20 protein-coding genes and 2 tRNA genes are annotated in these 25,368 nt (G+C 43.0%); 7 read left to right on the plus strand and 15 right to left on the minus strand.

All coding sequences use genetic code 11. The features are described 5' to 3' along the window. Positions 1–520: 520 nt before the first annotated feature. The 5 genes from PHI74_07360 to PHI74_07380 form a co-directional block, all read right to left on the minus strand. The gene (locus tag PHI74_07360; protein MDD5485828.1) at positions 521–1,825 is read right to left on the minus strand and encodes an amidohydrolase family protein; all 1,305 of its coding nucleotides are present in this window, start codon (positions 1,823–1,825) and stop codon (positions 521–523) included. A 226-nt stretch (positions 1,826–2,051) separates the two neighbouring features. Then, on the minus strand, positions 2,052–2,273 hold the full coding sequence (locus PHI74_07365; protein MDD5485829.1) for a hypothetical protein: 222 nt from the start codon (positions 2,271–2,273) through the stop codon (positions 2,052–2,054). A gap of 310 nt (positions 2,274–2,583) precedes the next feature. Then, positions 2,584–2,889 (minus strand): hypothetical protein, encoded by a 306-nt coding sequence (locus PHI74_07370; protein ID MDD5485830.1) that lies wholly within the window; start codon positions 2,887–2,889, stop codon positions 2,584–2,586. A 429-nt stretch (positions 2,890–3,318) separates the two neighbouring features. Beyond that, positions 3,319–5,610 (minus strand): right-handed parallel beta-helix repeat-containing protein, encoded by a 2,292-nt coding sequence (locus tag PHI74_07375; protein ID MDD5485831.1) that lies wholly within the window; start codon positions 5,608–5,610, stop codon positions 3,319–3,321. A gap of 1,223 nt (positions 5,611–6,833) precedes the next feature. Beyond that, positions 6,834–8,117, minus strand: a complete 1,284-nt coding sequence (locus PHI74_07380; GenBank protein ID MDD5485832.1) for a hypothetical protein — start codon at positions 8,115–8,117, stop codon at positions 6,834–6,836. A 450-nt stretch (positions 8,118–8,567) separates the two neighbouring features. On the opposite strand from PHI74_07380, the gene PHI74_07385 reads away from it, so the two are divergent. Both PHI74_07385 and PHI74_07390 read left to right on the plus strand, forming a co-directional pair. Continuing rightward, positions 8,568–8,768, plus strand: a complete 201-nt coding sequence (locus PHI74_07385; GenBank protein ID MDD5485833.1) for a tautomerase family protein — start codon at positions 8,568–8,570, stop codon at positions 8,766–8,768. A gap of 57 nt (positions 8,769–8,825) precedes the next feature. Further along, on the plus strand, positions 8,826–10,013 hold the full coding sequence (locus PHI74_07390) for a methionine adenosyltransferase (GenBank protein MDD5485834.1): 1,188 nt from the start codon (positions 8,826–8,828) through the stop codon (positions 10,011–10,013). Here the strand turns inward: PHI74_07390 and PHI74_07395 are convergent. Continuing rightward, positions 10,010–11,224, minus strand: coding sequence for a DUF460 domain-containing protein (locus PHI74_07395; GenBank protein MDD5485835.1), 1,215 nt, complete (start codon positions 11,222–11,224; stop codon positions 10,010–10,012). The genes PHI74_07390 and PHI74_07395 overlap by 4 nt on opposite strands. Positions 11,225–11,264: 40 nt before the next feature. On the opposite strand from PHI74_07395, the gene PHI74_07400 reads away from it, so the two are divergent. Then, entirely contained in the window at positions 11,265–12,173 is a 909-nt protein-coding gene (locus tag PHI74_07400; GenBank protein MDD5485836.1) for a TIGR00269 family protein, read from the plus strand. On the opposite strand, the gene ftsZ is transcribed toward PHI74_07400, so the two are convergent. The 3 genes from ftsZ to PHI74_07415 form a co-directional block, all read right to left on the minus strand. Next, positions 12,154–13,245, minus strand: a complete 1,092-nt coding sequence (gene ftsZ, locus PHI74_07405) for a cell division protein FtsZ (protein ID MDD5485837.1) — start codon at positions 13,243–13,245, stop codon at positions 12,154–12,156. The genes PHI74_07400 and ftsZ overlap by 20 nt on opposite strands. Positions 13,246–13,410: 165 nt before the next feature. Beyond that, positions 13,411–13,483, minus strand: a tRNA-Asp gene (locus PHI74_07410). Between the two features lie 33 nt (positions 13,484–13,516). Beyond that, positions 13,517–13,617: transfer RNA gene (locus PHI74_07415), tRNA-Tyr, on the minus strand. Between the two features lie 168 nt (positions 13,618–13,785). On the opposite strand from PHI74_07415, the gene PHI74_07420 reads away from it, so the two are divergent. After that, positions 13,786–14,151, plus strand: a complete 366-nt coding sequence (locus tag PHI74_07420; GenBank protein ID MDD5485838.1) for a protease inhibitor I42 family protein — start codon at positions 13,786–13,788, stop codon at positions 14,149–14,151. Positions 14,152–14,369: 218 nt separating this feature from the next. On the opposite strand, the gene PHI74_07425 is transcribed toward PHI74_07420, so the two are convergent. The 3 genes from PHI74_07425 to PHI74_07435 form a co-directional block, all read right to left on the minus strand. Beyond that, on the minus strand, positions 14,370–15,446 hold the full coding sequence (locus PHI74_07425) for a winged helix-turn-helix domain-containing protein (GenBank protein ID MDD5485839.1): 1,077 nt from the start codon (positions 15,444–15,446) through the stop codon (positions 14,370–14,372). Positions 15,447–15,473: 27 nt separating this feature from the next. Beyond that, positions 15,474–17,462, minus strand: coding sequence for a PGF-CTERM sorting domain-containing protein (locus PHI74_07430; protein ID MDD5485840.1), 1,989 nt, complete (start codon positions 17,460–17,462; stop codon positions 15,474–15,476). 337 nt (positions 17,463–17,799) lie between these two features. Next, on the minus strand, positions 17,800–18,612 hold the full coding sequence (locus PHI74_07435; protein ID MDD5485841.1) for a DUF5667 domain-containing protein: 813 nt from the start codon (positions 18,610–18,612) through the stop codon (positions 17,800–17,802). A 167-nt stretch (positions 18,613–18,779) separates the two neighbouring features. Between PHI74_07435 and PHI74_07440 the strand changes: the two genes are divergently transcribed. Together PHI74_07440 and PHI74_07445 are read left to right on the plus strand one after the other, a co-directional pair. Further along, positions 18,780–19,592, plus strand: coding sequence for a F420-dependent methylenetetrahydromethanopterin dehydrogenase (locus tag PHI74_07440; protein MDD5485842.1), 813 nt, complete (start codon positions 18,780–18,782; stop codon positions 19,590–19,592). Positions 19,593–19,595: 3 nt separating this feature from the next. Further along, a complete protein-coding gene (locus tag PHI74_07445; protein MDD5485843.1) occupies positions 19,596–20,117 on the plus strand; it encodes a hypothetical protein in 522 nt (173 codons plus the stop codon). Between the two features lie 199 nt (positions 20,118–20,316). Here the strand turns inward: PHI74_07445 and PHI74_07450 are convergent, their stop codons facing one another. Further along, complete coding sequence (locus tag PHI74_07450) at positions 20,317–20,949, minus strand: corrinoid protein (GenBank protein MDD5485844.1); 633 nt, start codon at positions 20,947–20,949, stop codon at positions 20,317–20,319. A gap of 87 nt (positions 20,950–21,036) precedes the next feature. On the opposite strand from PHI74_07450, the gene PHI74_07455 reads away from it, so the two are divergent. After that, positions 21,037–22,845 (plus strand): ASKHA domain-containing protein, encoded by a 1,809-nt coding sequence (locus tag PHI74_07455; GenBank protein ID MDD5485845.1) that lies wholly within the window; start codon positions 21,037–21,039, stop codon positions 22,843–22,845. Here the strand turns inward: PHI74_07455 and acsC are convergent. Both acsC and cdhD read right to left on the minus strand, forming a co-directional pair. Then, positions 22,814–24,202: an acetyl-CoA decarbonylase/synthase complex subunit gamma gene (gene acsC / locus PHI74_07460; GenBank protein ID MDD5485846.1), complete on the minus strand. Its 1,389-nt coding sequence runs from the start codon at positions 24,200–24,202 to the stop codon at positions 22,814–22,816. The genes PHI74_07455 and acsC overlap by 32 nt on opposite strands. Before the next feature lie 7 nt (positions 24,203–24,209). Next, positions 24,210–25,361 carry a CO dehydrogenase/acetyl-CoA synthase subunit delta gene (cdhD, locus tag PHI74_07465; protein MDD5485847.1) on the minus strand — a complete coding sequence of 384 codons (1,152 nt, stop codon included), beginning with the start codon at positions 25,359–25,361 and terminating at the stop codon, positions 24,210–24,212. Between the last annotated feature and the right edge of the window lie 7 nt (positions 25,362–25,368).

Consider the following 25,368-nt stretch of genomic DNA (forward strand, 5'->3'; position numbering starts at 1 on the left):
TGCCGAGTAAGAAGGCGATCTCGTTTTGGCTCAGGTCCAGCATTGCAGAGATTTCAATCGCATTTTTCCTGAATATGGCCTTTAGAAACGGGATCAGCTCAGACCTGGCGTATCGCTGCGAGGCATGGCAGTGTAATGTAAATATTATATGTTTCGTTTCCACGTTTTGAGTTAAATAGAGTTAAAGTTCACTTTTATAATCAAATGCATTTTTTATATCTCTCTTTCCAACCTTTCAACAAAAAGGGCTATTTTGAGAGTTGTGGGTGGTTAAATGTGACCTATAGTGGGTTTATTTGATGAAAAGAAGTATTATGGTGGGATATTGGTAGGGGAAGTTAAGGTAAATTGTAAAAAGTTATGTTTTTATATAAACGCTAGAAATGGGTAGATGAACAATGTCCAACAAAACCTTTTAACATCTTGGGGGCGATGAGTTAGATCGGGGGATCATTGCCACCTTTTATTCTCTTTACGATTCTATTATTCTCTTTACGATTCTATTGGACCCCGTACTAATCTATTCATTGTACTTTGCTTTATCTATCAGATCGCTTGCAACCCTCTCCGCATCAGCCATTATCTTCGACTCGTTTAAGGTGGTGAGTTCATAGTTTTCCATCAGGATTTTACCGTCCACTATGCATGTGGAGACATCGCTGCCCTTTGCACAATAGACTAAATGCGAGACCATATCGTGCTTTGGGGTCAGATGGGGCTTGTTTGTGTCGATGATTATGATGTCTGCTTTCATGCCTATTGATATGGCTCCTGCATCGATTCCAAGTGACCTCGCTCCATTAATCGTTGCCATATTTAGTGCCTCTCTCGCAGGAATCATGGTAGGATCGAGTTTGTTGACCTTATGGAGCAGAGCGGCCATCTTCATTTCTCTGAACATGTCGAGATCGTTGTTTGATGCACATCCGTCAGTTCCCAAGGCTACAATAATCCCACATTTGAGAAGTTCTGGAATAGGTGCAATTCCCGATCCAAGTTTCATGTTGCTGGTTGGATTGTGTGCTACTTTGACATCATTCCTCTTTAAAATCCTTATATCCTCCTCCGAAAGCCAAACGCAATGCGCAGCTAAAACCCCTGGTCCAAGAAAATTTATCTTATCCAAAAGTTTTACAGGTGACATATCCTGCTTTTTCTGGATTTCATCGATCTCTGCTTCCGTTTCAGCCAGATGGGTGTGTATTTTTACGCCATCTTTATCTGACAGTTCTCTTACTTGGCTCAAAAACTCCGGGGAACACGTATTCGGGGCATGTGGGCCATACATAGTTGTTATCCTGCCATTTGCTGCGTTGTTCCATTTTTTGACAAACTCCTTGCCAATCTTTAGTTCTTTTTCAGCCCTGGTTTCATCTCCGAGTTCGATCATACCATAGGATAGCACGCCTCTAATTCCAGACTCTTCTACTGCTCTGGCAGTCCCATCCATGCGTATGTACATGTCCGCGCATGTGGTTGTGCCTGACTTGATCATCTCTACGCAGCCCAGCAAGGCACCTACATACACATCTCTTTCATCCAGCTTTGCCTCTACCGGCCATATGTATTCGTTGAGCCATCGAGCCAGTGAAAAATCGTCTGCATAGCCCCTAAGTAACGTCATTCCGAGGTGAGTATGGGCATTAATCAAACCAGGCATCACTATTCCGTTTCTGGCATCAATTACCCTATCGGTCGAGACCTTTTTACCTATATTAGCGATAATTCTGTCCTCGATGGTTACGCATCCCTTGACCAAACCCTCTGGTGTGAGAATCCATCCATTCTCGATGAGGACATCATAATGCTCGGAGTTTGCTGTCATGATCTTATACCCTTATGGAAATGAGACTTCATACTGATAAAAATGTCGAAAGCTATATAACATATATATATAATTAAAAATATGCTCAAGACAAGAAAATGCCCAAGGGGGTTAAGGCTCAATACAACTGTTTTTCTGTTATGGCAAGAAAATTGCTTCAAAACTCTCAAAATGAGTGCTGAAATACTTTTTAAATCCTGGGAATCTTTTTTATTCTCTGATTTTTTTAACTCTTTTTTGATCTTTGTTTTATGGTCAAAAGAGCAAATACTAGGACTCCGGCAACGAAACCCGTAGGAAATCCTACGAAAAATGAAAAGAAAATTCTGCTTTGAAGTAAGTCTGTAACAATTATTGTTACCGCTATAAAAACCAATAAAGAGAAGAATATGTTCCTGAGTTTGCTTGCTGCTGAATTATTCTTTTTTGTTTGTCGTTTGGCGTTCATTTCATCGTAACCAATTGAAACTTAATTCTTTAAAAAACTTTTTTCGGGGGAGAGCTCCTAGTAATGTTTTATAACTTATAGCGATAAAAGAAGTTTTTGCGGTAACAACGATTTGTATGGGGGCGAGCAGGTCGGCAAAGTATGCACTACCCTCAGATATAAAAAATAAATACTTGCTATTTGGGTGTCAAAAGTACTTAGAATAAATTGTTCAAACTGATTTTTAGTTTTTAAAAACCAGTGGGATGCAAGTAATTACCATACCGTCATGTATCATATGTTCTTAAGCTTACAGAGATTTGGTATCGTGCTATAGATGTTCGATTTTATCTCTCACTTGTTGACGTACAGGTGTATCTCCATGTTTTTTTATGTAATCCGTGATCCACAAACCAAGCTCTCTTGCCTCTGCCTCACCCCGTTTCTCCAACACCGTATTAAGGGCACCTCTGTACATCCCTTTCTGCCTGGAAAAACCTCGGCGATCGATGTTCATCTCCACTACCAATTTATCGATCGTTTGAATGGATTCGTCGACCACGTTTTTTCTATCAGTAATCTTCTCCTCATCAGCCCTAAATAGCTTCTTGATCGCATCAATAAGTCTATCGACCATCTGAATTCCTCCATTTTTAATTGTATTTAAACAATAAATATTTACTGTGTTATAAGATTTACTGTGTCTAGATAGTTAAGCAGGTGAGTTTTCACATGATAAATCTATTAATTGGGAATTATTACAATTTTATTTAAGACTTTTGCATTTTTAAGATAAAAGATGTTTACATTTAGTTAATTTTTTTTTGACTTTGTACTATGTATTTTTTAGCGGTATCATGGCATTGTTCACTAATAAAAGCCAATTCAATAAAGATAGTTGATTGCTGGCATGCTTAAGAGTGGGTCCATTGGTCAAAATTATAAAAAATCAGTATTTACCACACCAATATGATGGTAATATAATTAAGGATGAAATTAGCAGATGTCAATTGCAATCTTAACCTGCCATGATCTATTTATATGTTCTCTTGATATCCATTTGGACTTATCTCACGATGGTTCCTGAGCTATCTTTTGTGGATATGTCCTCATGAGCATTATTTGATACCATGTTGTCTTCTAAAATGTTTCCGATGCCTGATTCTATATTTATTCCAATTCCACTGTTGCCATTAATGTTGTTTCCCCGGATTGTATTGTAACTCGCATTAATGTAGATATTAATGCCAAAGCCATCATTCTCTTTGAAATCATTGTTCTCCACAAGATTGTTATTGGAGTCCATCTTCATCGAGAGGCCGCCGCCCCCCACAGGTGAAAGGCCATTATTGTTTCCTTTGTTGCCCCTCACCGTGTTTTGGGAAGAGTGTTCATGAACAGCGAATCCAAACCATCCGTTGAGCAGGGCAGTATTATTTTCCATTATGGAATTATTTGTGTTATATATGCTGATTCCGTGCCTGGAATTGAATTTTGCAAGATTATCAAATATTTTGACGTTTGAAGATCGATCTATCTGTATGCCAGCATCATCGTTGTTCAATACCGTATTATTTTTTATTGTTATATCCTCGGAATCCCATACAGAGATTCCCTGCCTTACATTGTTTCTGAATACTGAGTTGATTATTTCAATGTTGGAACAATCTTGCATAAAGATGCCCCACTTGGGAACATATTCTATAATAACATTTTCTATTCGCCCATTATCAACGTTCATTAGATAAATTCCGTCTCTTTTATCATCACCCTCGACGGTGATATAAGAATCTCTTATTACAAAATGTGCCCTCGAGTCTCTTATGAAAATACCGTAGTTATTTTCAGCATATATGTGCCAGTTTTCGATAATATATGGGTTATCTTCTGTACCGCTTCCTTTAACAACGCCATTTTCGGGTGTGAATCCATCATTAGATATGGAAATGGGTTCATGCAACGGTCGCAAATCACCAGCAGCGATATGTACCGTGATGGCTTTCTTGGCTGGTGAATATAAACCGTCGCCTGCGAAGGAAGCTGTTATCATTGTTTGTGTTGATTCTCTGGTGACTGGGGCAGTATACTTAATCGTGATCTTGCCTTGATAATCTGTGAATGAGTCTTCAATGTCTATAGTACCTTTGCTTACTGACCATGTGATAAGCTTGTCTTCCAGTGGAATGCCCTCTAACGTCAGAAAAGCATCGAGACTGGTTGCCATATGAGATTCAGTACTGATTTCAGCTGGTTTAACTGTCAGCTCTGTTGATTTCTGGCTATCCACATCCCTGTCGAATAAGTATAAGTGTCTATCCTCGCTTACAGCTGCCGTGTAATTCCCGTCAGAAGATATTGAAATTCCTGTAACATCGTCCCCTGTTCTATAGCTCCACAGAGGTTTGCCGCTGAAAGAAATAAGGTATATGTGGTCGTCTTCGCTTGCTGCTACTATATATCTGCCGTCATAAGAGATGTCAACATCAAAAACGCGGCCTCCTATTTTATAACTCCATAGAAGCTCACCTATTTGAGAGAACATGTATAAATTAGAATCCCAGCCACCAGCCACTATGAATCTCCCATCAGGGGTCATTGAAAGTGCATAGATGTCCCCCCATGTAGTATAACTCCATAAAGGAACATTACTTTCTTTGGAAAATAAGCGGACTGTACCTGCGTTGTCGCCCGTGGCAATGTAACTGCCATCAGAAGAGATGGCAACCTGGCTGGTCCACTCACTGGGACCATAGCTCCATAGAGGGGTACTGCTTTCTCGGGAAAAGAGGAGTACATTGGGTTCTGACCCGGAGTCAGTTCCTGCCACAATATACTTGCCATTGGAAGAGATGGCAACTGAATTATACGTACTGCCAGAGGATTTTCTCTTATAATTCCATATTGGATTACTGTTTTCTTTAGAAAACAAACAAATGTTCCTTTGTCCTATAGATACTATGTAATTTCCATCATCAGACATATCCACTCTCCAGACGCGTTCCCCTGCCTCATACCTCCATATGGGTTTTTCATCTTCGCTTGAAATTAAATAAACAATGCCTGGATCGACGGCTGTCGTGATATATCTGCCATCAGAAGAGATAGCAGTGGACATGGTCACTCGAGTGTTGTATCTATGAATAAGTTCGCCTGTACGTGAAAATAATTCTTTACCGCTGGTAATGTATTCACCATTAGGGGATATTACCACGTCCTGAGAACTGTCAACCCTTTTTACCCACATAAGGAGCTTTTCAGCAGGATGATCTAAAGAAGAATCCGAAGGCTGGTGCAAACAACCGGCGATTAAGACTATTCCGACAATAACTATTGATGAGATTAAATTTTTAAATTTCACAAGATAAAGTTACGCTTGACTCTTTAAAAAATGTTTATCTCTACTGATGCTATGTAAAAGATTCTTGCTATTTATTTTATTTCTCTTACAACCCAACTATCGACCAGATCCGTGGAATTTTGACCCTCAGAACTACTACTGCCATAGTTACGAAATCCTATAACCTTTTTACCATCATTTTAGCCTGTACCGTAGAACTTTATTGATAGTTTCAACAAGATTACTAACTTTGTGGTATGAGCATGAAAAATACTACTGCTGTTTTTATGAAATCCTACCTTATATCGCTACTCTTGGTTTAAAATATTAGAAGTAATGTAATCAATATCGGTTGATGAATTAGGTAAATCAATAATGAGTGCCTTCCTAAAAAGCAAAATAATCTTATAAAAGAAAAATTAGACAAATCCAAAAAATTAAATTTCCGTGTGTAGTTGGCATATAACAGATTTCCGATAAATAAGCCGATTAAAATCACTCCAAACCACGGGAAAATAGGAAAGTAGTCAACAGTGTAAAAGATCTCTGGCTTGAATCCCAGCCAAATCAACCAAGGGAAGCCAAAGGTAAACTTCTTCACATATATCCCAATAGATATAAAAGTAATTCCTATCAAAAGGTTCCAAGATCGGAGTTTTAAAAAGGGATATGCCAGGATAATCGATATTCCGATGAGATGAAGCACCCCAAAAATAACAAAATCCTCTCTTAAAAAAACCCAGGTCATCAGGGTGATAATTAAGCCCCATGCAAATATCCTCAGACCTCTCTTCAAATACTTTGGATATAGGTTGGATTTTGGATTCAGCATCCTTGCTCTTGAATAACTGAGAGTTAAGGAAATGCCCACTAGAAGAATAAACATGGTAGCTGTGGTGCGTGCAAAATACCACCAGAAGCCGGAGTTTATTTTGATAGCATACACGTTGAAAAAATCTAAATCATAGAACAGGTGGTATACTATCATCATGATTATGGCAAGTCCGCGTAAAAAATCTATTTCCCAAAATCGCGTTTCCAAAATTTTATTCATTAAAATAAATTAGAAACTAAAGAATATATAAATTGTCAGTTTATTTTGATGTATTTTTGGTGGATTTGAGAAATATGGTATTTGCCAGCTTTTGATGATCCTAAGGGCTCACCTAGAAATTTAGGGGGCAGAGAGGGTTATTTAAAATGTTGCGCATAGCCCTCTAGCTGCCGCCGCTTATTGGCGCTTATCACTTTGTGCTATTCAGTTTAAACACATAGGCTGCCCCTTCGTCGCATGTTGGGACGTCGGCAAATTGCGCTCCTACAGCGATAGCATTGCCATGGGCTGAAAGGGAATGGCCAAATTCATCGCCTGCCCCTCCGTTGGATGCTAAGAGCTTTGTCGTCTCCACCCATTGATTATCCGCTCGACGGAAAAGATACACGGCTCCCTGGTCAGGGTTCGTATCAATGTCTGCCCTGCGCGCTCCGACTGCAATGAAGTTTCCGTCCATGGCTACCGAGTGACCGAATTCATCGCCTCCCTTTGCATCACTTGCCATGAGTTTAGCAGTCTCAGTCCATCCGCTTTTTGTTTTACTAAATATGTAGACAGCGCCCGCATCCTTAAGACCTTGAGGATCCGATCTACGAGATCCGACCACGATCACATTTCCATGAGTTGCAAGGTTAAACGCGAATTGGTCTCCCTTCGCGCCGTCACTTGCGGTCAACTTTGCCGTTTCAACCCATTCGTCAGCAATCCTCTGAAAGATATAGACAGCTCCGCAAGCCTTCGCCGTGGGGCTGTCGGCATCCCGCGCTCCCACCGCTATCAGGTTGTTGCCCACTATGGCCACTGACTGTCCAAATCGGGCGCCGATCGTGCCATCGCTTGCAGTGAGTTTAGCCTCTTCGGTCCAGCTAGCGCCTGTTCTGCGGAACACATATGCCGCCCCCTCATCTTCCTCCGAAACCTCCTCTTTTCGGGCTGTCACCACCAAAAGGTCACCGTGCAGTGCAACTGCCCGACCAAAATTGTCTTCTGCAGACACATCGCTTGCAGTTAGCTTTTGATCAAAAATCCATGACCCACCCATATAGCGGAATATATAAGCAGCACCTGCTCTTTCGACATCTCCACTGGTGGCAAAGCGGGCACCAACCACTATGGTGTTTCCTTCGACAGCCACTGCTCGCCCGAATTCTGATCCTAGGGTTGGGTCGGGGGCAATGAGCTTTGCCTCTAAAACATAAGCATTGCCATGGCGCTTAAATATATAAGCTGCTCCTACGCCAAAAGCCTCTTCTTCTGAGGCTTCTGGTGCCCCCACCACCACAAGGTTTCCGTCGATGGCTATGGATCGACCCAACCTCGAATTTTCAATCAAGTCTCCGGGGTCTAATTGGATCTCTGAGTTGGGCTTTGCTGATGCGCTTTGTGGAACAATTGAGCTAATGGCTACAATGAGAAATACTATCAGCATTCGACTTATACGACTTATCCTATTTGTCTTATCTTTTGTACTCATTTTTTTCACCATGTCATTTTTCCCCTTCTAATGTTTGCTACATATAATCGATGGGTATACGAAAATAAATGATAGGTGTATAAAAGCATAACGACTAGATTGATATCACTAACATTGACATCGCTACGAAAGTTGGATCGATAGCTTGGCTGGGGTTTAGTTGGATTTCTTTTAATACAGCGTTACCTCAATTACATTATGGGTTGTTTTAGCCCAGTTTTTATATTGGCTCAGTTTTTATATTAGGATAGAAAAAAATGGCTGCTGGTGGTTTTATAATAATTTATGGGGATATTGGTGATACTTGACTAGGATTGTTTTTAGGGAGTATTTAAAGAAAGACATCAGAAGCTCTTTTGATGTTCAATCGATTATTTCCACGTGCATTATATTATATATAGATTGCAAGGAATCAAAATATATGGAAATAAACTATTTGAGGTATGAAAAATGCCGATAATTCACGTAAATGTCTGGGAAGGTTTTGGAGAAGAGCGAGCTAAAACCGTGATTCAAGAAATTACAAGGGTTTTTGTGGATTTAGGCATTCCTGAAAATGCTATAGAAATAATCGTGCATGAAATTCCAAAGTCCCATTGGGGAGTTGGCGGTGAACCTGCTTCAGAAAAATTTCAAAATAACAATTGTTAACCTTTATTGTGACACCCCACCGAAAAATATTATAACTCATGATGCATTTTTGAAACGATGAAACGAAATATCAGGGTGGAGCAAATCAATCAAACTCCCATTGAAGCGCATAGGACTGAGCTGGTCGAAAGAAAGGGAATCGGGCATCCGGATTCGATATGTGATGGGATTGCTGAGGCCGTGAGCAGAGCACTGTCATGCGAATACTTGAATCGGTTTGGCAGAATCCTGCATCACAATACGGACCAAGTTGAATTAGTGGGAGGAGAGGCGAACCCCTTCTATGGTGGCGGGGAAGTGATAAAGCCCATCTTCATCCTTATCAGTGGAAGAGCGACCTCTTATGTCGGTGAGGCTAAGATACCCATTGGAGTGATAGCCCACGAAACAGCAAGGGAATATCTGGCACAAAACATTCGGAACTTAAAACCTTCCCATGTTGTACTTGATCAACGGATAGGTCAGGGCTCCGTTGACCTCATAAACATTTTCGAGAGAGGAAAGATACCTAATGCGAATGATACCTCTTTTGGTGTAGGTCATGCTCCCTTTTCAGAAACAGAGCTGGTTGTGTATAATGCAGAGCGAGCCCTGATGAATCTAAGAGATAAGATACCGGCAATTGGGGAGGACATAAAAGTAATGGGCTTGCGGGTCAAAGATCACATCACCCTTACCGTCGCTAACGCCATTATCTCGAAATATGTGGACGATCTAGAGCATTACAAGACGATAAAAAAAGAGATTGGTGAGCATGTCCTAAATACAGCGATGCAGCACACTAAGCGCGATGTGTCTGTAGCTGTAAATATAGCGGATGATTATTCCACTGGTTCGGTATATCTGACTGTGACTGGCACTTCAGCAGAAATGGGTGATGATGGCTCTGTGGGCAGAGGAAACAGGTCCAATGGATTGATCACGCCCAATAGATCGATGAGTTTGGAGGCAACAAGCGGCAAGAACCCAGTCAGTCATGTGGGAAAGATATACAACTTGTTATCCACTCAAATGGCACAGTATATTGCAAAATTGTATGGCGTCGAGGAGGTCTATGTACGCATTCTATCCCAGATCGGACAACCGATAGACGATCCGATGATCGTTGACGCCCAGATAATACTGAAAAAAGGAATATCCCTGGAAAAAATCAAGCCAGATGTCAAACACATCATCGACGATTGGTTGTCGGAGATAACACAGATCACTGAGATGGTGGTAAAAGGGGAGCTGAGCACTTTTTAGACCTTTTTTTTATTTTTATATTCAATGATCAATGACTCCACCTTCTCAGCCCTGGTTTTCCTCATATTTTCATGCCATTTTTGGATTGCCCGATCCAGTATGCTTTGGTCCACAACTGCAAAATCTGCAATTCTATGGATACTCACGTCCTTCGCTGGGATTATGGGGATACCCATGTTAACAAACCGTTTTTCTGCAGCATGGGACATTTCATTTTGGGTGATTATCCCTCTGATCCCTTTGCTTATAATCAAGTCTGCCGTGGTTTGGCTACCACCACTTGCATCTTCTAAGAATATGACCTCCCCCTTTTTGAGCCCATACTTGGCTTCAGTCTCTGAAATTGAATCCCTTGTGAATGAGGATATCACTTTTAAAGGTCTCTTCTCTCCAAAAAAATCCAATGTTTGTACATATTTTAATTGATCTATTTGATTGGACAGCAGGGATATATCTCTCTCCCTTTTTAGCAATTCTTTTTTTAGCCGAGAGATCTCTTTGTCCCTACGTTCAATCTCTCTTGCCTTCCTTAGCGCTCTCTGGTCTTTGAATTTTATGCCATCCAATAGGGTAGCAAGTTCCTCTATCCGATCGTCTTTTTTGCTCATCTGGGATTGCAGTTCGTCGACATATTCCTTAAGTCTAGATATCTGTTTCTCCTGGCGATGGATTATCTTTTGCAGCTCTAAGGCTTGCTTGTTGATGGTTTTTATTTCCTTTTTTTTGACCTCTTCTACCTTGTCAGGTCGAGACAATTGGGAAATTGCGGCGTCGATCGAACATCCGCGGAGGACCAGTGCCTTCACTTCATCTGCATCCATGCCGATGGGCGTTTTCTTTTCGATATGGGTGAATTTATTTTTGCAGTCTTTGTATGCCCACAGAGCTGCAGCCAATGCATCTCTTTCATGTTCATTGCAGTATTTGAAAGGCTTTGCTAAGTCGATCTTCTCCTCTGTTGGCAGTGAATCACTTGGTAAGAATAGGACTGCGTTGAATGCCCGCTTGATTTTTTCAACAGTGTTTGGGGCGGGCGTTACATCAGAGGCTATGATTAGAGGTTTCCCATATCTAGTTATATGCTCAATCACATCTGATATGGAAACCACCCTGGAGCTGAATAGGTTGACGAGCCCCCCCCTCATATCAAGGATTGCAACTGCAGTGGTCGTGCCAGGGTCTATTCCAACGATGATATGACCATTTTGCACGTATCATTATTTAGTAGGGCATGATAAAGATAGTTTTGCTATGAGATGCGACAAGTGTCATCATACGGCAATAATTCACCAAAAATACTCTGGCATGCATTTGTGCAAGAGGCATTTCGAGAAAGATGTTGAGCGAAAGGTCAAGCATAGCATTCGCAGATACAAGATGATTGAAAGGGGGGATACAGTCGCATTTGCACTAAGCGGAGGCAAGGATAGTACGGTTGTGTTGCATATAATCCACTCTTTATTCAAGGATCACCCCGATATACAGTTGATGGCGATATCGATCGATGAAGGCATTCATGGTTACAGGGAGAAAACGCTGAAAATGGCGAAGCAGGTTTGCAAGAAACTTAACATTCGACACGAGATCGCCTCCTTTGAGGATCAATTTGGGTTGACACTGGATCAAATGGCGATTCTTGGGGAAAGAGCGCCTTGCACTTACTGTGGGGTTTTTCGCAGGGTGATCTTGAACAGGACTGCTAACGCCTTGGGTGCGACCAAACTGGTAACCGGGCATTGCTTGGATGATGAGGCACAAACAGTGCTAATGAACTTGTTAAGAGGGGATATGGAGCGATTGGTCAGGCTTATGCCGACAAAAAAACCCGGACTGGTGCCACGAATTAAACCGCTGAGATATGTGCCTGAAAAAGAGGTTGCGCTTTATGCGCTCTTGAAAGAGATACCCGTCCTATTCGACGAGTGTCCTTATGCACATCTGTCTCTGAGGGCAGAAATACGTGACCTGCTAAATGCCTTCGAAGCTAAGCATCCTGGCACCAAGTACTCGTTGATGAAGAGCTTTGACCTTTTGATCAAACCCTTAAAAAAAGAAATGGAGGAAGTCGACCTCCAGCGATGCACGATCTGTGGAGAGCCGACTATGGGCGATATGTGTCAGGCGTGCAAATTACTGAAAATCATCGAATCACGTCGATGACCGGGCCGTATGCAAGCTCACGCGTGCCAACCCCAACACTTGGTCCAAGTACTTGGGCAGATCGCACTCCGGTCATGATTGCCATGACCTTGACTTTGCCAGTATAATCCTCGTCGACCCGTGAACCCCATATCAGGTTTGCATTTGTATCGATTTCCTTTGTCAGCGTTTCAGCTATCTCTTCCGCTTCCCGTAATGTGAGATCCGATCCGCCTGTGATGTGAATCAAGGCTCCGGTTGCACTTCTATAATCGACATCTAACAATGGGTGGTTCAATACGGCCTTTACCACTGAATGGGATTTGTCTTGGCCCTGAGCCTCACCAACCAGCATGACTGCAACGCCACCGCAGTGCATGATTGACTTGACGTCTGCATAATCCAGATTGATCAGCGATGGCAACGTGATCGTTTCCGATATGCCTTTTACAGTCTCTGCTATGAGTTGGTCCATCACTGAGAATGCCTGATCTATTGGAACGTTTGGCACATAATTCAAGAGCCTGTTGTTATCCAATATCACGACAGTATCCGCTGCTCGTCTCAGTTCCTCGATGCCCTGTTCTGCTAGAACCCTCCTTGTCCTCTCTATTTTGAATGGGAATGACACCATTCCGACCACTATGGCGCCCTCATCCTTTGCAACTTCTGCAACGACTGGGGCTGAACCCGTACCAGTGCCACCTCCCATGCCAGCGGTGATAAAAACGAGATCTGTGTCTTTCAAAGCATCTTCTAGCAACATCCTGTCTACTTCAGCAGCCTGTCTTCCTATGTGTGGGAACCCACCAGCACCAAGACCCTTGGTGAGTGATCTGCCGATTAAAATCTTCTTACATCCATTATTCGGAATTAACTCCAAGTGTTGTTTGTCGGTGTTTACTGCTATCGTTTCAGCGCCCACAACTCCAATGCTGCATAGCCTTTTTATCGTGTTGTTTCCTGCTCCACCACAACCGACAATTGCTATTCGTGGCGTTCCGGCATCCTTAAAATTGCTGATAGTTATTTGCTCTTGCTCAATCTCAGAATATCTAAAAGCGTCTTCTATAATAGATTGCATTTTTTCCATCCCCTGTCAATCTTGTCTATACTGCTAGCATATAAACTTTTTGTTATTGTATTCAAAGCTAATTATTTGTTATCAGATTTGTTACCATGTGTGAATAAATTTAATTAGTTGTTATCAAGTTTGTTACCATATTTGTTATCAGTAACTATCAGAATATTTTAAAAACGCCCGAGTCGGGATTTGAACCCGAGTCGAAGCCTCGACAGGGCCTCATGATAGGCCGCTACACTACTCGGGCAGAAATCTTTTTAAAACCTAATCCTGCCTCTAATCCCGCCTCCCGGACTTGAACCGGGGACATCGCGGTACCTGCGTATTTCTCTACGCAACAAGAACTACAGCCGCGCACTCTGCCAGCTGAGTTAAGGCGGGCATACTATATCAAGGTTATACCTATCTCTTTCTACTTCTTGCAAGATTGATAGCACCTGTTACTCCAACCTTCTTAAATTTTATGTTTTCTAGCACATCGGCACTGAAATCAAATCACATAACATTTATAAACCTTAAACCCATTGATTGGTGAAAGTGGTAACAAACATGAGACCAAAAATCATAGGAATCGGGGTTTTAATAGTTATCTCGATTGTTTTGATCGCCTGGTTTGGTTTTATGTCTCCTGGAGACACGATAAAGACCAAAAAGGGTGCTACATTTTCTGTATCTTTAGAGTCAAATCCGACCACTGGCTATAGTTGGCAACCACAATTTGACTCTAACTACGTTCAATTGGTCGATAGTAGCTATGTCCCAAGTCAACCAAATCTTCTCGGAGGCAGTGGTAAGGAGACGTTTGAGTTTCTTGCTATGAGTTCAGGAACAACCGAAATAACGTTCTCTTATGCGAGGCCCTGGGAGTCCCAACCACCCCTGGAGACCAGGGTTTTTAAGGTAGTAATCAAATGATTTTTGGATGATCAGATTATTATAAAGGAGTTATTCCAAGAAGTTGGATGGGGCAGGGGATTTTGAGTCGAATTTACTGGTAAATGTCTGGAAAGGGGTTTTAGCTCGATTTTTAATTTACATGGATCGTATCACTGTCATGCCATATCATTTAAATTTTTCTATTTAGCTATTCTGATTCCATATGTCGCTTTTTTGGCTCTTCTTAGGTATGGCTATCAGCTTTGCTTCTTTCTCTGTTGACTATAAGGGACATACTGAGAAGGATAGAATGGAACCCCCTTCTTTGGATTGCCTTCGCTCCTCATCTTAGAAAACATTGCTTTTTCTTGGTCCATTGTTAGTCTTTTATGATTTGAGTAATAATTTCGTCCCTTATCTGTAACCTCCCAAATTCCGTGGGGAGAGTCGTCCTTCAATAATCCCTCATTTATCATAGTGAGTCTCGCCCATCTTGTATTATTGATCCATTTTATATCTGTTCCAGAAGATATCTTCTCATAATCGGCTTCAGTTAGTCTATGCCTCATCTTAACTTCCACTTTTTCTAAAACATCTTTGATTCTTCCTCTACCGCCCATTTCAATCAAAGCTTCTAAAATAGGAATACGATATTCTTGCTGGGGAGTTGTTTTACCTTTCACTTTAGGTTTTGCGGGTAGTCTTTCGGATTCTACTTTATGTTCGACTATAGGCTCATGTTCGACTATAGGCTCAAATAAATAAGCATGACGTCCTACAAAACCCTCTCTTTCAAATGTCTTGAATTCTAGAATTTTTGCGTTTGGATTAGCTTTATAAATAGACTCCTTTATCTCTTTAGTCTTTTTATCTATTATAATTATAATCTCGGGTGAAACATCATAAATCAGATCAGAAAGGAAACTTGGGATATCTTTACAATAGTAATCAACCTCTGCTTTTTGTGTATGTTGAAGATTATTTATTTCTTCACGAATGAATGTGAATATCTTTTTTTGAGTTTGAGGATTTTCAACTCCATTCATAAAATCGATCATTTGTCCAACTATATGTCTTGTGGAGTGAGATGAGAGTTCTATTTCTATAATATACCATTTTTTATTTTCAAAATCAATCGAAAAACCATCTGGAATTGAACCTTGGCTAGCGAGAGATTCCATTTTGTGTTTAGCAAAATATAATGAACTCCTACCAAAAATATCCTTACAATGCCCTACAATAATTTTCTCCAATTCCTCTTCGTTTTTATACTGGTAAAAATTATACTTCGCGCCATCTATGAGTAGTACTTTCATTATTTCCCCGATCCCCATTTCACTTGTAGTTAAATAAGATTTGCCTTATTGTCTTCTTCTGATTAGATATGTGATCACTAGGAGCCCAACGATTGCGAATGCTGCCTCAAATCCAGGTACACTTGGCTCTTCTGTTGGCAATGGTTGTTCTTCAGGATGCGAAGGTGTTGCTACCGGTGTTGGAGTGGGTGTTAATGTGGGTGTTGGTGTGCTGGGGTGCCCGTGTGGTGGGTGCTGGGGTGTTAATGTGGGTGTTAATGTGGGTGTTAATGTGGGTGTTAATGTGGGTGTTGGTGTGCTGGGGTGCCCGTGTGGTGGGTGCTGGGGTGTTAATGTGGGTGTTAATGTGGGTGTTAATGTGGGTGTTAATGTGGGTGTTGGTGCCGAACTTGGCTTAAACACATACAATTCATCACCAAAATAGTAATCATCTTCCTCATTTGCGAAAAAAGTAGATGTCGCATAGAGTGTCAATTCTTTTAAATTTGCAGGCATGTCTCCAATATTTGTCAGTTTTATGTCTGTAAAATCAACACCACCACCCAAATAAAGCCTACTTTCAGTAATTATATAGTCGCCTTTTGTATAAGTTGTATTCTTCCAGCAATGATATTCGCCTTCTTCAAATGACTTAACATAATCTCTCCATATATCCTCAGCATCCCATATATACTTCGATTCTAACCCCGTCGAATCCTTTGAATCTATGAGATTTGTGAAAATCCTAGATGTGTGCCGATATTTATCCTTGTACCATTGTGCAAGTGCCAACGAAGTATAAACCTGCCTCAAATCTAAATAATAGTCACCATGATTCACTTCTTGAACAACCAAAGGAAGTATCATCACTTCTTCCAGCTCCATCGCATAACGACCATATTCCTTTGCTGCTTCACTAAGATCCTCTTTACATTCATCGGAAAGAGAAGAATTTTGATTTACAATTTGATAAGTTGAATGTTCATATACCGGCTCTGATTCTATATTTAATTTTATATCAACAATATAAACTTCATCATCTGTGCCATAAACATCCGTTTTATCTGGAATGATCCAATGCCTAGTCACAGGACTGAATAGAACGTTATCAGTGTCTTCTATTTCAGCAGGATGCCTTTTCATACATTCTTCTGCCAATTCTTCTGATTTTTTACCCAATAACTCCCAGAACTCTTCTCCAATCTCGCTTTCACATGGATTCTCATATTTACAAAAGTCCTTCTTCATCTGAAGGTCTGCTTCAAGCATAATCCTTCCCAAGTCTGTTTTTCTTAAATCTTTATCCATTATTACATCTGGTTCCCAGGGGTTTAGATTTACCCAAAATTTAGAATCTGGTAGGGTTAAGCCCGTGAAGAATGCATTTATCGATAGCTCTGTGGCATCTGCGATGTCTATGATATTATCGCCTTCTTCTGCTCTTTTCGCTTTTAGTACGTAGCTAAAATTTTCTCCATTCTGATCCAAAGATAGTGAAATATAATTTAATTGAATTGATGAAAAATCTACACCGCCCAAAAAGTCATCATCGAGATCTGGTTTGCTTGGGTTTTCCTGCGGGTCTTTCCAATCAAGAAACAGACCCATAACCCATTCTGGACAATTTGACGATATAAATTCCCCTGTGTATCCGATATTGTTAGGATCGCCCCCTCCTAGGAGTATGATGTAGGGATAATTAACATGAAACCAAAGGTCTCTTGCGATGCGTTCTTCAAAGGAGTGTTTCTTAGCGTACCAGTCTGGCGAACTGTCAAAATAGGTCTTATAATCTTCAGATCTATATTTTTTTAACCCGTCGATAATAGTGGATTCCGTTATTTCTCTTGCAGTATCTATGCTTATACCACCGTCTCGTTCTATATCAAATATCACACATTCTGTATTAGATTCGGCATTAAGCGTAACTTTACTAGGATCATCAGCATCCACCAATACTATGCTACCAAAAACCGACCCAAGCATTAAAACTATAACGACAAGTAGTGCCACAATAATTCTCCAACTTTCCCATGCAACCTCTTTTTTTTCCATTTTACCACCCTATATTTTTGGTGTTTCTGGGTATGCTTGGAGGTATCTAGAAATGCTTAGGAACATTTAAGAGATATTTATAAATTGATATCCCTTTTCTTTAAAACTTTCGCTCATTGGTTCTGCTAAAAATTTAGAAGTTAATGGGTCTTAGACTCATGAGTTTAGCCCCATGAATCGGACAGTCTTATTGAAGATACAAACTGAAAAATTCTACGTTACAATTCTTTTTTACGCCACTTCCTCAAATCCCACAGTCCACCTCCAACCCCTCATCACATTCCTAGCCCCCTCTCTAATCCTTGGACTTGGGATCTAAATTCAAGAATGCCTTACCCTAACTAAACATTAACACTATCCTTGCTGCCTCCATCTGTGTGATCGTCTTATCCTCGGCGTATTCGCTAAGTTTCTTAATGTCCGATAGGGTGAGCTTAATCTCAGGAAGACCCCCTGTCGAGCCTTCAGTAAATACAATGGTGCTTTTTGTCCTGTCATACTCAGCGACATATTGACCAAGCACCACTGTGTCATCGGTAACAATGATCTGGTACCTAGTGGAAACGGTCTCAGGAAGGTTGAATTTGATTGATATTGGAGTATTAAGAAAAGCCTTTTCGTATATATCCAGAAATGCTTCAGGTCCCATCGTCCTCATTTCCGCCTCTTCTCGCACCGTTGCGCTGAGTCTATTGCTCGCCTCTAATGCATTCTCTAAGCCCTTCTTGCTCTGCTCAGGCATCCTTGGAGAGTTCAGCAGGTTTTGGAGAACTTCGGTATGTCTGTCAAGTTGTTTTTCTGCATCGTTAAGGGCGCCCATTTCAACCCTCTCCCTGTTTGTGGTGCTTATCTGATCGCTTTTTTTTGCGTATTCCGATGCTATCTGAGGAATGAGATCCTCTCTGCTGTTCTCCGTACACCACTCCATTTCATCCACCCGTTTTTGGGCGTGTGTCAGTTGCTTGGCTAACTTGGATTCTGGAGATATTGAGAGAGTTTCCCAAAGGTTCTCCACTCGCAAGTTCAATGAATACAATGCCTTATTTTTGAGGATGATCTCGTTTACCTTTGCCGTCTCCTGTGCAGCTACGGGCACAACGCTCAGCAAATACATCAATATTATTGCCATTCCTAGGATTTTTTGTCTCATTTTACCGTCTTATTTATTTTACCAATCCTCTCAATTCTCAACTTAATTGTAACCCTATTTATCTATATGTATTTATTCTATATTTCATTCATGGTGTGCCGATTGTATCTCAATTAAGCGCTTCCACCACGCTTAAACTTATATTGCGTTCTGCATAATGAATTATCATGGCGAAAATAGGTGTCATAAAACTTGGGAATTTAGGGATCTCTCAGGTCGTTGACTTACTGCTGGACGAGAGAGCTGATAGGGATATAGACGTTCGCACAGCAGGTTCGGGGGCAAAGATGGGGGCAGGTGAAGCCGTGGACATGGCCACCTTGATGGACTGGGACCCTGACCTGGTGGTTGTGGTCAGTCCCAACGCCTCACTTCCCGGACCGACCAAGGCAAGAGAATCCGTTGGCGATAAACCCTGCATCGTCATCTCCGATGCGCCTGCGAAGAAGATTACGGATGAGCTGGCAGAAAAAGGCTTTGGATACATCCTTCTAAGGGGCGATCCCCTCATTGGCGCAAGGCGAGAGTTCCTCGATCCGGCTGAGATGGCACTCTTTAATTCAGATGTTTTGAAGGTGTTAGCGACATGTGGTGCGGCACGCTTGGTCCAGGAAGAACTGGATGCAGCCATCGAGGGCATTCGACAGGGAGACTTGAAGCTACCACACATCATCGCAGGTGCTGAGACGGTGGTCGAGAGAGCGAGGTTCTCAAATCCCTATGCCAAGGCAAAGGCAATAGCTGCATACAAGATGGCTGAACTCGTTGCGGAGATGAACGTTCAAACGTGTTTCGTCATAAAGGAACCTTCCGGATACATTATGATGGGGGCTGCTGCCCACGAGGTTATGAGGGCTGCTGCATTGCTTGCTGACGCTGCAAGGGAACTCGAGAAGAGTGGCAACACGGTTTCTCGAAGGCCCCATGCCAGCGCAGGGCAAATCCTGGATAAGTCTACTTTGCTGGAGAAGCCAAGGTGAAAAATGAACAAGTGCCTGACCTGTGATATGATTCACATGCTTGACAAAAGCTATCCTGTCAGAGAGGCAAGACACGGGACGTCATCAGGAAGGTGCGATTGGCATGCTTGGGATGATGATGGGGTGTGGATTTGCGATGTCTGCGGGAGAGCCCAGTTCGATGAAAACCTAGCCTGGTGCCCCAGACACGACAAATATGTTTGCAGGAGTTGCGCAGAACATAAAAAAATAGAAGAAAAGTATTGGTTTTGGTCATACTATTTTCTTGTTAAGTGCCCCTCCTGCGGGGAGGAGCACCCCACTCTAAGCAGGGCAGAGTATCTGGGGGAGCATCCATGGCAGACAAACCCCTATGCATGCAGGGATATGCCGATATGGTATCCCGGGGGCAGAATTCTAACTGAGGTCCCAAAAAAGAAAATAATTTCATGCCCCTCTTGCAAAAGGCAATTAACGATAAGCAAGGTTGGAGAATATCAGTGTCCCTCATGCCATAACAGGTTCGTCGTAAAAGGAAAAATTTAATAAATTTTTGTTTGCTCTATGTGAATGATATATGGTGGTTGATATAGCATAGCACACCACTCAAGCCCTTCAGGCTCCTTACCTCATTCAGGCATTACCGATATTTTGCAATCTTAGCCTTCTTTAGTAATTGATATTTATTTTCATCTGTAACGTAATTATGTGCTTGCGCACAGACGTAAAGTAGCTATCTATCTATTTATTTAATCCCCAAAATCTCCTTTGCCTTCACTACCGCTTCTCTGGCGTCTCCGGCATATGCATCCGCACCTATCTCCTCCGCAAATTTCTGTGTGACCGGCGCGCCACCGACCATTACCTTCACATCATCCCTCAACCGCACACTTTCTAACGCCCTGATGACATCCTTCATCGAAGACAGGGTGGCGTTGAGCAATGCAGACAACCCCAATATATCTGGTTTTTTTGTCCTGACGATCTCCACGAAGCTATCAGGCGGAACATCTATGCCCACATCGATAACCTGAAAACCGGCACCCTCCAGCATCATCGCAACGAGATTCTTGCCGATATCATGTATGTCCCCCTTCACCGTACCTATCGCTATTATCCCCAAGGGTTCCATGTCGCTTCTGGAAAGCAGGGGTTTCAGTATTTCCAGCGAGGCATGCATAGCCCTTGCAGACATAAGGACTTCTGGAACCGATATCTCTTTCTTTTTAAATCTTATCCCAACGATGTCCATTCCCGGTATTAGTCCCTTGTTGACGATTGCCTCGGGTTTAACCCCCTGCTCCAAAAACTCTTCAGTTAGCCTTTTCACCTCTGGCATATTGCCATCTACAAGGGATTTGGACATCTCGTCTAGCATCTATTCACCTTTATTCACTTGATTGCTAATGACTTTTTCTGAGAAGGACAGTTAGCTTTAAAACAGACGCGCTCATCCTATTTAAGGATGGAAATAGTTTTTCAGCCAGATGGGAAGAGAGTTCGGGTGGATAAGGGAACGACCATCATGGAAGCCGCTGTCACCGCAGGCATTCCTTTGGAGACGGTATGTGGTGGCAAGGGAATCTGTGGCAAATGTAAGGTCAGGCTGATCAAGGGCGATTCTCTGGGAGGAGATGCCAAAGGGGATCTCGTGTTGGCTTGTCAGACCAAACTAATCAGCGATGCAGTCATAGAGGTTCCAGCAGGTACAAGGCTTCTGGAGCAAAAAATACTCGTCGGGGGGGTGGAGAAAAAAATACCTCTCAACCCTAACGTGCGTAAGGTATATCTGAAACTGGCCAAGCCCTCCTTGAGCGATCAAAAATCGGATTTGAGCAGAATAACATGCGCTCTAGAAAGGAAGGGCATCGTTTTAGGGAATGTCAGTCTTGACTTCATAAGGCAACTTCCAATCAAGCTCAGGAACTCAGATTTCAAGGTCACGGTCATATTAATCGGCAATGATCTGGTGGGGATGGAAGAGGGAGATACGACCGACAAAAACTATGGCATTAGCTTCGACATAGGTACGACGACCGTTGTTGGTTACCTGGTTGACCTAAATACGGGCAAGGAGATGGCCGTTGCCTCAAGAATGAATCCCCAGGTGGTATATGGGGAGGACGTGGTATCAAGGATAGATTTTGCCAAGACCGAGGAGGGCCTGAGGGAGCTAAATGACAAGATCATCCAAGCTGTCAATGAGATAATCGATGAAGTCAGCGTTTGCACGGAAAACATCTATGAGGTAAGCATTGTTGGAAATACCTGCATGCTCCATCTGTTTCTGAACATAACCCCCACGAGCTTGGCCCTCTCGCCGTATGTTTCCGCTTTCAAGGATCCAGTTAACATAAAAGCAAGTGAGCTGGGGGTAAAGGTCAACGAAAAAGCGAATATACATGTTTTGCCAACCATAGCGGGTTTCGTTGGTGCCGACACCATTGGCGTATTGCTGGCATCTCAGCTGGATGAGGGAAATGACGTTAGGTTGGCGATAGATATCGGTACCAATGTAGAGATAGCTCTGGGGTCTAAGGAAAAGGTCATTGCCTGCTCTGCTGCAGCTGGTCCTGCATTTGAAGGGGCAAAAATCCGGCATGGAATGAGGGCTGCTCCGGGAGCGATACATAGGGTTGTCATTTCGGATGGCGTTGTCTATGGAAAAACGATCGATAATGCCATGGCGAGAGGCATAACCGGCTCTGGGCTTGTGGATGCCGTAGCTGAGATGTTGAAGAACCGTATCATTAGCAATAGTGGGAAGATTTCAGATGACCCGGAGATATATGCCTTGTATGGCGACAGGTTGGTTCACGAGGGGGGTGAGGCTGCGTTCCTCTTGGCTAGAGGCATTACTGTGACACAGGGCGACATCAGAGAGCTTCAACTGGCCAAAGGCGCCATCTATGCTGGTATCAATATATTGATGAAAGATCTAGGAATATGTGACATCAAAGAAATACTTCTGGCTGGAGCTTTTGGCACATCACTGCCCAAGGAAAATGCACAGGTGATTGGGCTGATCCCGGATATACCTCTGGACAGGGTGAAAGACATTGGTAATGCTGCAGGGGTGGGATCTAAGATGGCATTAATATCGAAAAATGAGCGATTAAAGGCAGAACTCCTGTCTGAAAAAGTGGAATACGTGGAATTATCCGGAAGAAAGGATTTCCAGGATGAGTTCATGGATGCCATGTTCTTCCCGCATTCAAACTTGGATTACTTTCCAAACGTTGCTAGGCTTGTCCACTCCACTTCTTTTCGATGAAATCCTCTATGCCTGAGGAATCCCTGGGGCCGACCAAAACCTCCCAGCCGCTCTGAATCTCCAGGTCCCCACTGATTCGGGAAGAAAATCCAGGTATTATGATCTTTCTGTGTATAACCTCTTTCTCGACTCCACTGTTTTTGATGGCTTCCTTTGCCTTGAAAGCATCCAATTTCCCACCTGCGACCGAGGCTTCAACGCCCAATCCCTCCGTATCGATCACCAAAAGATAGCAATCGACGCCTGCCGACTCCAGGTCTGATGCGACAGTGTAATAAGTTAGAGCAAAGTTCGTGGTCATAAGGACAGGTGCATTCTCATCAGGATCGCCAAACCTCCTTAACCCTGCTTCGACTGCAACCGGCTTTCTCGGATCAGTGTAGATGTTTTGTCTCAAGGTGATGACCGGGAGCAAAGCCCATATTTCTGGCGTATGGAGAATTATGAGGTCAGCATATTTGTCTATCATGATCGCAGCGATCATGGCCTCTTTGGAAGCATCTCCCCCACTCAGCCAGACGGTGGCCGGCACTCCCAACAAAGGATACCCGATATCCCCGTTCCAAATGGCTGCCCTCCTCGATGCCACAAAATTACCAAATGTGTTCGCAAGGTATTTACCCTCCACATGTGATCCCGGGTCGAGGACTATATCCTCTGCTCCCACGGATTCCAGGGCTTTTACCACCGACTTTAGTTCTGCCATATCGTCATCGGCAAAAGCCACCACGGGACAATTGTATTTCACAGCCAGCCTTCCGACCTCTTCCCACGTATCCCTGGTCGCTGCATAGATTAGCGGCCTCTCATGTCCCGCGACCTTTAAACCCTCCTCCAGCACAGAGGGAGTCCAAGAGCATAGTATCAGCGGTTTTTTCGCCTCACCCAACACTTTTGATACGCATTGGGCAAATCTATCTGGGTCGTTTGATGTTGATCGAATGGCAATAATATCCAGTTTTAGTTCTTCGCCTATTCGCTTGAAGCAAAAATCGTTAACATATCTGACCCTCTCTACTAACTCCTCATCATTCATCTCATCATGAACATCCAAGGCAATGGCGGTCTTGTTGAAATATGTAAGTTCATGTCGAAAGATGATCTCCTCCCCGCCAGTCTTGACCGCCTTATCTCCAACGCCGACGATCACCTCTTTAACGCCCGGAGCAAGCATTTCTTTCAGGCTATGGTATTTCTCAGCAAAATTCGGTTGCTTCAGCGTAGGGCAGTCCTCAAGCTTGACGGCTCTTTCTATGAGTTGCGAAGCAAAAGCCATGCAAGTTTTTTCGCCGCACTCTCCGCAGTTTGTTTTCGGCAAGTAGTTGTAGATGTCCAGCGGTCCGATCTTCTTGGCCATTCTTATCCTACCTCATGCCTATCCAGTCTTTGATGTCCAGCGCCCCCGCCTCTTTGAAGCCACATAAACATTTGATGATATCCCTAAATAATTGCATGGCAGTGGGGTTCATCATCATGAACAGATCGCTCCCGGCAAGACATAACGTCAGTGCAGTAACAGCCTCCCATAAAGGGCCCCTTTTTTCACGGTCGCCCCATTCCGGGTTTTCCATCCACGCCTCTCTGGCGCCCCAGGCATTGGTCGTCCCAGAGGCTATGGGCATTTGTAAATCTTTGTCTCCTTTGAGGGCTGCCAACCTGATCCTCTCCATGACGGTGAATGAATACTCCAATCCATAACCCAAAGCTGCAGTGGTTGGATCCATAATCATGTCCTCCCTTTTTATGCCCGCATCCATCAAATATTTGTTCAATGTTTTCTGGTCATTGATGTCCAGGGATGTCCAAGACAACACGACATGGCCATAATCTAAGCATGCTTTTGCAATCCTCTTGTAATCCAGGCTCATACTTGCGGAGTTGATCACGCACCGCTCTCCAGCCGCTGCTTCTGCAGCCTTTTCTAAGACTTCGGGGTCTTTGTCCGGATTGCCGGAGCCGCCTATCATTATCGGCACCTTCACCGCCTGAAGGACATCTTCTACGGTCTTGGCGGCTTCCCGGGCGGAAGTGTCCTTTATGGCGGGATCGGTGCTTATCAAATGTATGGTGACCATTTCTGCACCATACTTCTTTACGCATCTCTTAGCCCATTCTGCCGGGTCTTCCAGTACATCCTCAAAGTGCCTCCTGACCGGTCCTGCCAGATGTATCTTCGTGTCGAAGACATCAAAGGCGATCACAGGCTCGTTTGGATTGAGCGCCTCAAAATTATAGAAGGGCATCGTTCTCTCCCCGCCGACCTTTATAATGTTTTTTCTGGTCCCTCCGTTGGCTTTTGTCGCACCCAGCTCCACTTCAAGGACCTCACCAGGGAAATTTGCTAGTGGGATCTCAAAATCCAGATCGCGATATTCCGCTTTTTTGATAGATGGCTTAGATGCTATCCTAGGGAGTATGAGCCCAAGTTCACCAGCGATCATGTCTATGTTCTCAAGCTCTATTTCCTCTACCTTCTCCAACATCTTTATTAGCTCTGTTAGATCAAGCGCGTTCATCACTTTC

Source organism: Methanocellales archaeon, from assembly GCA_028715985.1.
GTDB lineage: Archaea > Halobacteriota > UBA148 > UBA148 > UBA148 > UBA148.

Coding starts and splice junctions, on each gene's coding strand:
- PHI74_07400 (MDD5485836.1), top strand. CDS start 11,265: ATGAGATGCGACAAGTGTCATCATACGGCAATAATTCACCAAAAATAC.
- PHI74_07445 (MDD5485843.1), top strand. CDS start 19,596: ATGAACAAGTGCCTGACCTGTGATATGATTCACATGCTTGACAAAAGC.
- PHI74_07420 (MDD5485838.1), top strand. CDS start 13,786: ATGAGACCAAAAATCATAGGAATCGGGGTTTTAATAGTTATCTCGATT.
- PHI74_07430 (MDD5485840.1), bottom strand. CDS start 17,462: ATGGAAAAAAAAGAGGTTGCATGGGAAAGTTGGAGAATTATTGTGGCA.
- PHI74_07450 (MDD5485844.1), bottom strand. CDS start 20,949: ATGCTAGACGAGATGTCCAAATCCCTTGTAGATGGCAATATGCCAGAG.
- PHI74_07455 (MDD5485845.1), top strand. CDS start 21,037: ATGGAAATAGTTTTTCAGCCAGATGGGAAGAGAGTTCGGGTGGATAAG.
- cdhD (MDD5485847.1), bottom strand. CDS start 25,361: ATGAACGCGCTTGATCTAACAGAGCTAATAAAGATGTTGGAGAAGGTA.
- PHI74_07385 (MDD5485833.1), top strand. CDS start 8,568: ATGCCGATAATTCACGTAAATGTCTGGGAAGGTTTTGGAGAAGAGCGA.
- PHI74_07390 (MDD5485834.1), top strand. CDS start 8,826: ATGAAACGAAATATCAGGGTGGAGCAAATCAATCAAACTCCCATTGAA.
- PHI74_07380 (MDD5485832.1), bottom strand. CDS start 8,117: ATGAGTACAAAAGATAAGACAAATAGGATAAGTCGTATAAGTCGAATG.
- PHI74_07435 (MDD5485841.1), bottom strand. CDS start 18,612: ATGAGACAAAAAATCCTAGGAATGGCAATAATATTGATGTATTTGCTG.
- ftsZ (MDD5485837.1), bottom strand. CDS start 13,245: ATGGAAAAAATGCAATCTATTATAGAAGACGCTTTTAGATATTCTGAG.
- PHI74_07360 (MDD5485828.1), bottom strand. CDS start 1,825: ATGACAGCAAACTCCGAGCATTATGATGTCCTCATCGAGAATGGATGG.
- PHI74_07365 (MDD5485829.1), bottom strand. CDS start 2,273: ATGAACGCCAAACGACAAACAAAAAAGAATAATTCAGCAGCAAGCAAA.
- PHI74_07370 (MDD5485830.1), bottom strand. CDS start 2,889: ATGGTCGATAGACTTATTGATGCGATCAAGAAGCTATTTAGGGCTGAT.
- PHI74_07425 (MDD5485839.1), bottom strand. CDS start 15,446: ATGGGGATCGGGGAAATAATGAAAGTACTACTCATAGATGGCGCGAAG.
- PHI74_07440 (MDD5485842.1), top strand. CDS start 18,780: ATGGCGAAAATAGGTGTCATAAAACTTGGGAATTTAGGGATCTCTCAG.
- acsC (MDD5485846.1), bottom strand. CDS start 24,202: ATGGCCAAGAAGATCGGACCGCTGGACATCTACAACTACTTGCCGAAA.